Here is an 11144-nt window from a genome sequence, read left to right on the forward strand (position 1 = left end):
CACAGTGATAAATACGATGCAGATTGGTTTATTTTATGGTTCTACAACCTGCTACACAGAAATAGCGGCAGAGAAAATTCGCGATATTATTGGTCACGACATCGTGAGCCTTCACAATATCAAAGATGAGCCATTAAAAAATGCAGAGCAATTTGATTTCGTGATCTTCGGCATTTCAACTTGGGATTTTGGTGAGTTGCAAGAAGATTGGGAATCAATCTGGGACGACATTAAAGATGTTAACCTAAACGGCAAAACCGTGGCTCTGTTTGGTATGGGCGATCAACAAGGTTATGGTCAGTGGTTCCAAGATGCACTTGGCATGTTACACGATGAAATTTGTGATCAAAGCATTACCTTGCTAGGCAAATGGCCTAACGATGCAAGTTATGAATTTGAGGCTTCAAAAGCACTCACTGAAGATGGCAAACAATTTGTTGGCCTAGCCCTTGATGAAGACAGTCAATATGAGCTTAGTGATGAACGTATCGCAAGCTGGGTTGAACAAGTCATGACTGAGTACAGTGAAAGCTTGTAAGCCATGAATAAAAAGCCAAGCATTGCTTGGCTTTTTTAATGGTTATTCAACGCGTTGCCAATATTGATTTCGATAGAAAAATGCAATATAGCCGCGTACTTCAAGCACCTTACCTTGTTCTTGTGGCGTCAGTTTAAGGGTATAGGTTTTACCATTGTTCGGGTCAAGAATTTCACCCTCTTGCCAGCTACCATCACCGGCATCTTTAGCACCTTCTATAATTTGTAACCCTAGAATAGGTTGATTTTTCTTATCGCCTTTGCACTCTTCGCAGATTGCGTCTTGCTTGGCTGGGTTAAGGATTTTTTCAACACTGCCAACCAATACACCATCTTGCTCACTAATACGTACTAAAGATTTCGCTTCATTCGTTTCTTCGTCAATGGTTTTCCAAAGACCCACTGGCGTCAATGCGGCATAGCTCAACTGAGAAAATAATAAGGTAGATAAAACAATTGATAAACGGAACATAAAAAACTCGTATAAAACTTAAGACTTTGGCACTATATCAGGGCTTAAGCAAACACACCATTTAGCTTAGCTCTGAAATCGACACAACATTGCGAGGGAACACAATGAGTCAATTCACATTAATTACCGGTGATATTGTCAGTTACGACAGTAACCAGGTAGCTACAATTAACGCCACGGGCGAAATAAAAATAAATCGCTTTGCTGAGCCATTATTTATTCCTGACAGCGCCAAAGCCGCCATTGAGCTGGGTCGGCTTGATGATAACTTATTTAATTTAAAAAAATTATTACGCTCAGGCTATGCTGACCCTTGTCCAACAACCCGCGTACTAATTGAAACTACACATCCTTTACCTGACATCGAAGGTCTGCTGATCAAGCGTCGCTTTAGCATTATTGATTTTTGCAGCGCCGAAATAGAAAAGTCGCACAGTAAAGCTGTATTAAATACCCTATTAAAGCTTGAATATGTGCAGCAAATTCAGCTTGATGAAGTCATGCAATTACAACCACCGGTACAATTTAGCAAACAATAAAGGTACAATGACTTTTTGTTTAGCCTAAACAGCTCCTTCATTTGTAAAAGGAATAACAATGAAAAGTGCGCTACCAATAATAGCTGCCGCAAGCATTTTGCTCGCAGGGTGTGATGAATTAGAAGTTGAAGAAACTCATAACTTTGGCGACGAAATGTATGAGAACAATTACACGCTCGTAAATACCACTGATTTAGAAGTGGATTATTACATGGCGAACACTGATTTATTTGGTGATGCTCAAGAGTTTAAAGACTCTAAATACTATGTTGATACGCTTGCATCGCAATCACCTCCCGTTGATGTAACACATGCTCACAATGAACGCAGTCGTATTTCCTTTTATGTAGTCGATCACAGCGACACAAGTAACTCAGCCACACAGATGTATCAGGTAGCTCAAGATCAACCTTATCATTTTATTGCTTGGCAAAATGCTGAAAAGCTCCGTTTAACACTCGTCAAAAAAGCCAATGATAATAAAGATGACTTTTTTGCGATTCGTATTCTCGCAACTGAAAACCTTCGCTTAAAAGTCGAAAAACAACTCGTTAATTTATATCAGAATCAATTAAGTTACTGGTACCACATTGATGACTGCGCTGATGACTTGAAAATATCAAGAATTAACGATGAGGATAAGCGAGTCTATGAACCCGTCTCAATCTGCGACGCATCATATGGGCAGTCATATACCTTGCTCTTAAGTGAAGATGGCCTTGAAGCGAGCATTGCTGAATAACCATTACATCTTTAGGTAAAAAGCTTTACATAGCTCCTTATAATCTTGGCTGTAGCTGCCATCAGCTGCATGTATGGTTAACGACGTTGTTTCGCATTCACCGTTGTTTTGGCTGAATAGCATCAGGCTTCTGCTCGCTTGCTTTTTGTCGCTGGTGCGAACCAAGCAATGGCGGTTTAAGTACCAGCCAGCTTGCTCGGCAACAGCAATGAATTGTTGTGCCTCTACGCAAGGCAAGATCACATTCAAGCGCGTTTTGCCATGACTGAGCCTAGTACATGTCGCTATTAATTCGTTGAAGCTAAGGCCGTCAGTATGGCGGGCAGTGTTTCGAGCATGGTTTTCACCTTTTAGGCTCGCATTAAAATACGGCGGGTTGGTGATGATTGTATCAAAAGGCTCTGCTGCACTAAATGACTGCACAGCTCCTTCGAAAAGGTTTATATCAGGCCAAGGGCTAGCCGCAAAGTTGTCTCGAGCATCATTACAGGCATCAGAATCAATTTCAATGGCACTTACTTTTGCATCAGGCATTCTTTGTTTTGCCATTAACGCCAACAACCCTGTGCCTGTACCAATGTCTAAAATGTGCTTAGCACCACTCACATCAGCCCACGCCCCTAACAAAATACCATCGGTCGATACTTTCATCGCTGCGCGCGTTTGCGTTACCGTAAATTGTTTAAACACAAAGCCTGACATTTTTTCACCTTTTCATTCACCACAGCCGCGTTAACGCGTATAATTAGGCTCAATTGTCCTCTATTTATGTCACTCTATGCAATTTTCTGAATTTGATATCGATAACAAGCTGTTAAATGCCATTAATAAAATGGGTTTTGATACGCCAACCAGTATTCAACAACAAGCGATCCCTGAAGCACTTCAAGGTCGTGATATTTTGGCATCTGCCCCTACTGGTACGGGTAAAACAGCCGCGTTTTTGATCCCTGCAATTCAATACTTGCTTGATTTCCCGCGTCGCGATCCTGGCTTTGCACGCGTATTGATCATGACACCAACCCGTGAGCTTGCTTACCAAATTCATGAGCAATGTGAATTACTCGCAGCACAAACTCATCTTAAAATTGGGGTTGTGACAGGTGGTATAAACTACGGGACACACAGAGAAATTTTCGAAAGCAATAACGATATTCTCATTGCCACACCAGGGCGTTTAATGGAGTACCTCGAAACAGAGAACTTCCATGCTGAAAACGTTGAAATGCTTATTCTTGATGAAGCTGACCGCATGCTAGACATGGGTTTTCGTAAAGAAATGCTACGCATTTGTGATGAAGCACGTAACCGCCGTCAATGTTTCTTATTCTCAGCCACCCTTGAAGGTGACAGCGTTGAGTTATTTGCAGAGCGAATCTTAAACGATCCGGCACTGCTTGAAGCCGAATCTTCACGTAAAGAAAAAGGCAAAATCCATCAATGGGTTCACCTTGCGGATGACTACGACCACAAGCTAAAAATGTTGGTTGAAACGTTAAATGGTGACGACATTCATAAAGCAATTGTGTTTGTTAAAACTCGTGAACGCCTTGAGACACTGGTTGGCGAGCTAAATAACGAAGGTCTTCGTGTTGCTTGGTTACGCGGTGAAATGCCACAAGATAAGCGCATGAAAGCGATGGAAAACTTTCACTCTGGCCGCAACAATATCCTAGTTGCAACAGATGTTGCTGCTCGTGGTATTGATGTTGCTGATATCAGCCATGTTATCAACTTTGATATGCCACGCACCGCAGACGTATATGTACACCGTATAGGACGTACTGGCCGTGCTGGTAAAAAAGGCATTGCGATATCATTTATTGAAGCTCATGATGTGGCAATTGTTGGTAAAGTTGAGCGCTACATTGAGCAAAAGCTTAAACGCCGCGTAATTAAAGGGCTTGAGCCACAGCACAAAGAAGCGAAGATCCCATCTAAGAAGAAAAAAGATCCAGTAAAAATGAAGGCAAAGAAAAAAGCCAAAGCTAAAACGAAGAAGAAAAAGTAGTTTTAACTTTAACATCATAAAAGTAAAAATGCCGAGCTTGCCTCGGCATTTTTGTACCCTACCCTTTTTACTTATTTAGTGTGTAATTAGTTCACACTTTCTTACCCATACAGACCGGCAAAAATAGAAAATCAATTAAATTCAAAAACTTAAAAAATGGAATAATAATTGTAACTGGTTCAGCAATAGTTCACAGCAGACTAGAACAACGAGGGAATTGTATGAGCCGCTTCAAATTAACCATAGTAATTACTTTATTAAGCTGTATTTTTTTACTTGCTTGCGCAACGAATGTGAGTGCCAATACTAGCGTGCTAACAACCAGCACATCGGCACAACCTCGCCTACAACAAATGGCCCTGAAAAAGTTAACAAATAATCCGAATTTTAAGATTAAGCATCTTCAGGTGATTATCGATGGCAATACTGTTGAATTAAAAGGAATTGCAGAAACAGGATTTCAACGTGCTTTAGCGCAGAAATTTTTGGAGCACAGTCATGGTGTAACCCAGATCAGAAATAACCTTAAAGTGAACGCATTAAACAACCCGACACTTTAAGGTTAATAATTTAACAGAGGTTTATTTACCGCTTGCTTGTAAATTAATGTAGCTAGCTAATTCTTCTGGCTGCCCCATTAACGCCATAATCTGTTGGTTTATCTCCATCATGGTTTTTCCTTCAGGTAAGCTTGCTGACACAGTTAATTCAGACAATCCACTTACGAAGTTTGTGATAGCAGCTGCTAGCTCTTCACTTACTGGCGCCTGTTGTAACTGCATGGCAACAGTCTGTTGGAACTGCTCGTGGCTCATACCTTGTGCTTCTAAGAAACTATCAACAACTGCTTTAAGCTCACCTTCGTCGGCGATCGACATATTAATGCTACGTGGCTCAAGTTGAGTCATTGCAGCCATCATTTTTGATTGCTGTTGCAGTTGTTGCTCTAAAGTCAGCTCTGCACCTTGCGCTTCATTTTGCATTTTACTTATTGCCATTGATGCTTCCATTAATGGCGTTGAGTTGGCAAGGCCTAAGTTAAAACGCACATCAGCAACTTGGTTTGCAATAACGTTTAAAGCAAAATCACTGCTACCAGTGTCTTTATCATAATCTAGCGATGAATTTACGTCATAGCTTGCAGATGCTAACTTATTGTTCGCATTTTCAGGAAGTTGCGCTAAAAAGTCATCACTAAAACGAAAGCTCTTCATTACAAAACCAGTGTGAGGCGGCACTGCATCGACTTCATATCCTGTCACTTCAATATTGTCGATTGTGGCAATCATCTCATCACCAGTATAGCTTTGTACCTTAATCCCTGAAAGCTGCATGCTGCTAGCAAATACATTTGCTGAAATATCATTGTAAGTAATATCTACACCACTTTGCGCTGATAATGCACTTATTTGCTGATCAACGACCTTTTTTACTTCCTGTGTAGCTGCGTAGTTTGCGTAAAACGCACCGCCAACAGCCGCAGCAACAACCGCTGCTATAATTAACTTTTTCATTTTATTTCCTTTAATTGGTGTAAATTTTTAGCAGTGTATCATTAGTTGATTAACGACAATAGTTCATGCACGGTTTTCACTGGCGTGATCTTAGCGCCAAGCCCTTCCATTGATTTATGGTAATTGCGATGCGGAATAAAAATCTCTGTAAAGCCGTGTTGCGCAGCCTCCTTCACTCGAGGTACGCCGCTGTCGATTGGTCTTACATCACCATTTAAACTAAGTTCGCCCATAATACAGGTGGTGCGTGGTACAACAAATTCGTTCAAGCTGCTTAATAACGCTGCAACCAATGCTAAATCGATACAAGTCTCTGACTCATCGATTTTTAAGCCACCGACAATATTAAAAAAGGTGTCGTGAAAGATTTTTGTCTTTGTGTGTTTACGTAAAATTCCCGTGAGCATCTTAATACGGTTCATGTTCAAACCAACACATACCCGCTGTGGAAACTCAGCTTCGGTTTCTGTAGTTAAACATTGAATTTCGAGTAGTAAGTTACGGTTACCTTTACGTATACAGGTAATGGCTGAGCCTGGGGATTCTGTGCTTGAACCTGATAAAAAGATTTCGCTCGGGTTATCAACGCTCAGCATTCCGCGTTCACACATTCTGAAAATACCCACTGTGTCGATATCACCAAAACGGTTTTTATTGGCACGCAATGTTCTGACTTGCCCATCGTTAGTATCAATATGCAGTAAGGCATCAACTATATGTACCAGTGTTTGCGGCCCAGCAATTTCGTTATTTTTGTTTACATGGGCAATGATGAACATAGTTACATCGTTTTGCTTACAGTATTGCGTTAATGCTTGAGCTGCACTTTTTACCTGTGACGGTGAACCTGGACTACCATTTGCCGTTTCTGTCACCACTGCCTGAATTGAATCGATAACTGCAAATTTAATTTTGTTTTTATCGAGTTCTTCAATGATTGCTTCAACACTGGTTTCAGAAAGCAAATAAAGCTCATCTTCGTTATAATCTAAGCGCAAGCGATTCACTCGGTTTTTAAACTGAGATAAAGACTCTTCCGCTGTACAGTATAAAGACGGCATCAGCTTTGACATACGTGCAACTAAATCAGACAACAAAGTCGTTTTACCGGCACCAGGGTCGCCTGAGATAATGTTGACGGAACCTGTCGTTACACCACCGCTTAATACTCTGTCTAACTCACCGATTTCGGTAAGGCGTTTTTCTGCCTCGGTGGTTGCAACTTCGTTGATTTTCTTTGAGCCACCGCTTGCGATACCGGCATAGCCTGCCACTGCAGCACGACTTGCCGCTTGCTTTGATTGCCCTGCCGATGGTTTAAATTCTGCAAGTGTATTCCATGCACCGCACTTACACTGCCCTTGCCAGCGCTGATAGTTCATGCCGCACTCAGTGCAAACAAATTCGATTTTTGCTGATTTTGCCATTCGGCCTTACCTATTGAATTATTCTATTTTGACTAATTAGTAACTTAAAAAACTGACTAGCTAAATATTTCATGTATAGTAGTTTTATGAGCTGAAGCCTTTGAACTTAAATCTGTTCGGCTTTTTTACACAGCTATAAGCGCAATAAAAAGTGCTTTAAGGCACATTTTTTGCTTATAAATAAAACTTTACAAATCTTGCCATTTATTTGGCAGGTACTTATAACAATAACTAATACAATAAAAAAGTAGCGATTACTCAAGTTTTAATAATGTACTGCCTGCAAGTATACCTACTTTTTTAGATAGACGGTGATGGTTTTATAAATGGCTGAAGACATTTTGCTTAAATATGAGAGCCTAGTTGAAGAGCTAAAGGCGCATTTAGGCACTCCTAAGTTTGACAAACTATTTAAATCAAAGACAGCTAGCTTAACGAAGCCAGAGCAGTTTTTGATTAAAATGGAAATGTCACGCTTATCTCAGCCAGTAGCTCGCTTTATTGATTTACGTGGTCAAGTAACTGGTCAAGTCAAACCCTACGAATATGATGGCAAACAACACTTTATGGACGATACCGCCATTGAAGTGTTCGAAGATGCTATAAAACGCCACGGTGGTTATACTCTTGCTGTTTACGAAGCGGTAATGAACACCGAAAACAATCACCGGGTAATGCAGAAAAAAGCCGCTGAGCAAGCTTTAGCTGACGATAGTGCCGCTACAGAGCAGCCAGCTAAGGTTATTAAGTTTGCATCATACGAGAGTCGCCGCGAAGAGCGGATGAATTACTCAATTAAAATCACCGTTGAACTCGATAAAGACAACAAAGTTGCAGCATCAACGTCTGATATTTCTCTGAGCGGCGCTAAAATAAAACTAGCTCCACGTTATCAAGTTAAAAAAGGTCAGTTAATAGGTCTTCGCTTAGTTGGCTTAGAGCAAGATTTTGAGCTTGGTTTAAAAAACGGTATTCAATATGAAATCGTAGCGGTAGAGAAAGTTTCTCGTGAATATAACCATATACGCCTAAAGCGTACCTTTATTGAAAATAACGAAAAATTTGATGAGTTTCTAGAAAGCTTTATCCATGGCAATAAACGTCGCTATAAGGTTAATCTCGACAACACCTTAGATGCTGTTGTTTCAAAAGGCTACGAGCAATACTATATCCCTCGTGTTACCTCACTTTATACCTTTTTAAGCCTACAGGGTGATAAGCTATATCCTAGCCTTGCGCTAACCACAGAAAATAATATTTTTATTCAACGCTATTTTTGTGATGAGCGTAAGTTGTCTTGCCTGTACAGCATCATCAATCAACAACGATTGGGAGACTTACTAAGCTCTCCAGAAGCTGTTAAAGAAGAGTATTTATATACTTTTACTCATACCGTTGCCGGGAAAATTTATTATTATTCTGCAACTCGATCTGAGCTTGATAGCCAACCAAACTTAAAAAATTTATTTTTAGGATTTGGTAGCCAGAAAGATAGCTGGCAATGCTTTAAGCTTCAGTTGATGCCAAGCCATCCGGAAGATTCGTATATTCCACTGTCGCTACCAAGCAGTGCTGGTAAAAACATCGAAAAACTAAATAAGCCACCGACACCTCGTGTGCAAGGGTTGATCAAAGATGTTAAATATCTACTTATTTTGACCTCAATCGGTACTAAGTTTGAACAACAAACGTACCAACAGCTTGATTACAATAAAGATGCGGTAAACCAACTTAAACAGTTTGGTCACAGTAAGCATAAAACGCCCCCTCATTTAGAGCCTGTGGCGCTTGAGTATGTGAACCTTCGTGCTCATAAACGCTATTTATACAAAACAGCTGTAAGTGTAGAACACCATGAGCAAACTATTACAGGCCATACCCGTGACTTATCTGTGATGGGCTTACAAATTGAGTTCGACCAGCCTGTTGAGTTCAAAAAAGGCGATATCATTAAATTAAACTTGCCTGAATTGCAAAAAATCACCAAAAAGCATGATTTAACAAACCTTGCTTATGAAGTCATGGCGGTGAGTAAGTCACTGACGACCGTGAATTTAAAAGTGCATCGAATTACTGACTTACCGCATATGGCAATTAAGTTTTTCACGGTATTAATTGATAACAACAAAGACAAGCTACGTGTTTGTGAAGAATCCCCTAAAATTCCAGGGCTATCAACTGCACTAAGAAATATGGTGACTAAAAGCGTATGCCAGTTTCCGTTTTATTTACATAAAGAAGCAGCGCATTTTAAAACCGGCGCTATTGGCCAAGGCTTATACCCAAGCCCACTGCATGTTTTATTACAAAATTTTGGATTGTTAAATGAAACAACTAGTATCGATGGTTTCTTATCGACAGATCAAATTACAGAAGTGATCACACCGCTGATCAAAGACCGTAGTCGCCAAGACCCACCGTTACCATTCACTTTATTTGTTCGCTTTGACCCACGTAAAACTGTTATAAGCGATGCCATTACTAGTCGTTGTATTAGTGAAGATGACTATAAACCACAAACCTTGTTTGTAAAAAAAGCACTAAAAAGCGATTTAGTATATATTTTCAGGCTGTACATTTCTCGCACAGGGCGGCCTGATATTGATTATTTGGCGAATGAATTGAAATATATTAGCCAGTACGCATTACATAAAGCAAAAGATCTTGAAGAAGCGCTATGGGCAGTAGCTGGCGTAGGCGATATAATTGATATTACCGACGAAGCGCTTACCCATTTTGATATTGACCAAAGGTTGATCAATGAAATGAGTAAACGCAAAGCAACATGGTTAAAGCGAGTAATCTAATGGTAGGCCAAGCAAGTAGGCAACTTGTAGTAATGAGCCTTCATTAATTGCTGTTTGTGCTTGCTCAACTACTTTCTGTTTACCGTGCACAGCAACACCAAGCCCTGCAGCAGCCATCATTTTTAAGTCGTTTGCTCCATCACCCATGGCAACAGTTTGGCGGTTATTTAAGGTAAGCCTTTGTTCGATTCGTTTAAGTACACGGGCTTTTTCCTCAGCATCAACTATCGTGCCTATGACCTTGCCTGTTAAACGATTATCTTTGAACTCAAGGGTATTCGCATGCACTTCATCTAAATCAAGCAGTGACTGCACTTGCTCTGCAAAAGGCACAAAGCCACCTGATGCGATTGCTAAATGCCAATTATGCGCTTTTAGGTATTGGCATAATTCACTCACCCCCGGCATCAGCGGTAAACGCGCTTTCAAGCCATCAATTAAGTCACCATCGATACCTTCAAGCTTAGCAACACGCTGCTTTAAGCTTTGTGCAAAATCTAGTTGACCAGCCATAGCTTGCGCGGTTACCGCTGCAACTTCGTCATAAACATCGGCTAGGCGCGCAATTTCGTCGATACATTCAATAGTAATAGCTGTTGAGTCCATATCCATCAGCAATAAGCCTGGTTCATTTACCGTTGGCGGATCCGTTAATTGCACCAATTGAATACCCAATTGCTTAGCAAACTCAACTAATACTAGTGGACTAAGTACTGTTGTTGTTTCGCTATGAAAGCCCCACGCTACTGGCATGTCTGCGACTGGCTGGTAACAACAAAGCGATAAATTACTAAACCCTTGCGCCGCTAAAAAATCACTAATCGCAAGTAATTGCTCAGCATTAAGCTCATTACCAAAAGCAATACTGAACACGCCTTGATTTGCTTTTGGCGTAAAGTCTGTTGTAATAAGGTGTTTATTTTCAATTTTATACCAGCAATTTAGGCTGATTTGTTCAGCTAAATTTGCTGAAGGTGTAGCAGCTAAGCTAAGCTGTGACATAGTGGCTCCACATTAGACTTATGTCTGTCCTTGGAAGTGCTTTTGGCACTCGCACTCAAGGGGCTGTTAAAGTTATCATGTTGTACCATCAAA

At 40.6% G+C, this 11144-nt stretch carries 11 protein-coding genes; 6 read left to right on the top strand and 5 right to left on the bottom strand.

The annotated features are described in order from the left end of the window. Nucleotides 1-16: 16 nt before the first annotated feature. A complete protein-coding gene (gene fldB, locus IRQ78_RS07880; protein ID WP_054551247.1) occupies nt 17-538 on the top strand; it encodes a flavodoxin FldB in 522 nt (173 codons plus the stop codon). 42 nt (nt 539-580) lie between these two features. Here fldB and IRQ78_RS07885 read toward each other — a convergent pair whose 3' ends face one another. Beyond that, on the bottom strand, nt 581-1009 hold the full coding sequence (locus tag IRQ78_RS07885) for a DUF2147 domain-containing protein (protein WP_054551246.1): 429 nt from the start codon (nt 1007-1009) through the stop codon (nt 581-583). A gap of 104 nt (nt 1010-1113) precedes the next feature. Here IRQ78_RS07885 and IRQ78_RS07890 point away from each other — a divergent pair, with 104 nt between their 5' ends. Both IRQ78_RS07890 and IRQ78_RS07895 read left to right on the top strand, forming a co-directional pair. Then, nucleotides 1114-1548, top strand: a complete 435-nt coding sequence (locus tag IRQ78_RS07890) for a hypothetical protein (protein WP_194441772.1) — start codon at nt 1114-1116, stop codon at nt 1546-1548. 58 nt (nt 1549-1606) lie between these two features. Then, complete coding sequence (locus IRQ78_RS07895; RefSeq protein WP_054551244.1) at nt 1607-2290, top strand: hypothetical protein; 684 nt, start codon at nt 1607-1609, stop codon at nt 2288-2290. A 3-nt stretch (nt 2291-2293) separates the two neighbouring features. On the opposite strand, the gene IRQ78_RS07900 is transcribed toward IRQ78_RS07895, so the two are convergent. Then, on the bottom strand, nt 2294-2992 hold the full coding sequence (locus tag IRQ78_RS07900; protein WP_194441773.1) for a tRNA1(Val) (adenine(37)-N6)-methyltransferase: 699 nt from the start codon (nt 2990-2992) through the stop codon (nt 2294-2296). Between the two features lie 76 nt (nt 2993-3068). Between IRQ78_RS07900 and srmB the strand changes: the two genes are divergently transcribed. Both srmB and IRQ78_RS07910 read left to right on the top strand, forming a co-directional pair. Beyond that, nucleotides 3069-4301, top strand: coding sequence for an ATP-dependent RNA helicase SrmB (srmB, locus tag IRQ78_RS07905; RefSeq protein WP_055198154.1), 1233 nt, complete (start codon nt 3069-3071; stop codon nt 4299-4301). Nucleotides 4302-4522: 221 nt separating this feature from the next. Beyond that, on the top strand, nt 4523-4861 hold the full coding sequence (locus IRQ78_RS07910) for a BON domain-containing protein (protein WP_054551241.1): 339 nt from the start codon (nt 4523-4525) through the stop codon (nt 4859-4861). A 21-nt stretch (nt 4862-4882) separates the two neighbouring features. Here the strand turns inward: IRQ78_RS07910 and IRQ78_RS07915 are convergent, their stop codons facing one another. Then, on the bottom strand, nt 4883-5815 hold the full coding sequence (locus IRQ78_RS07915) for a hypothetical protein (protein WP_138619821.1): 933 nt from the start codon (nt 5813-5815) through the stop codon (nt 4883-4885). Between the two features lie 41 nt (nt 5816-5856). Continuing rightward, nucleotides 5857-7242, bottom strand: coding sequence for a DNA repair protein RadA (gene radA, locus IRQ78_RS07920; RefSeq protein WP_054551239.1), 1386 nt, complete (start codon nt 7240-7242; stop codon nt 5857-5859). Between the two features lie 326 nt (nt 7243-7568). Here radA and IRQ78_RS07925 point away from each other — a divergent pair, with 326 nt between their 5' ends. Further along, on the top strand, nt 7569-10049 hold the full coding sequence (locus IRQ78_RS07925) for a PilZ domain-containing protein (RefSeq protein WP_138619822.1): 2481 nt from the start codon (nt 7569-7571) through the stop codon (nt 10047-10049). On the opposite strand, the gene serB is transcribed toward IRQ78_RS07925, so the two are convergent. Next, complete coding sequence (serB, locus tag IRQ78_RS07930) at nt 10032-11051, bottom strand: phosphoserine phosphatase SerB (RefSeq protein ID WP_194441774.1); 1020 nt, start codon at nt 11049-11051, stop codon at nt 10032-10034. The two genes, IRQ78_RS07925 and serB, sit on opposite strands and share 18 nt — an antisense overlap. Nucleotides 11052-11144 lie beyond the last annotated feature (93 nt).

Origin of the sequence: Pseudoalteromonas simplex (genome assembly GCF_015278155.1) — a bacterium.
Classification (GTDB): domain Bacteria; phylum Pseudomonadota; class Gammaproteobacteria; order Enterobacterales; family Alteromonadaceae; genus Pseudoalteromonas; species Pseudoalteromonas simplex.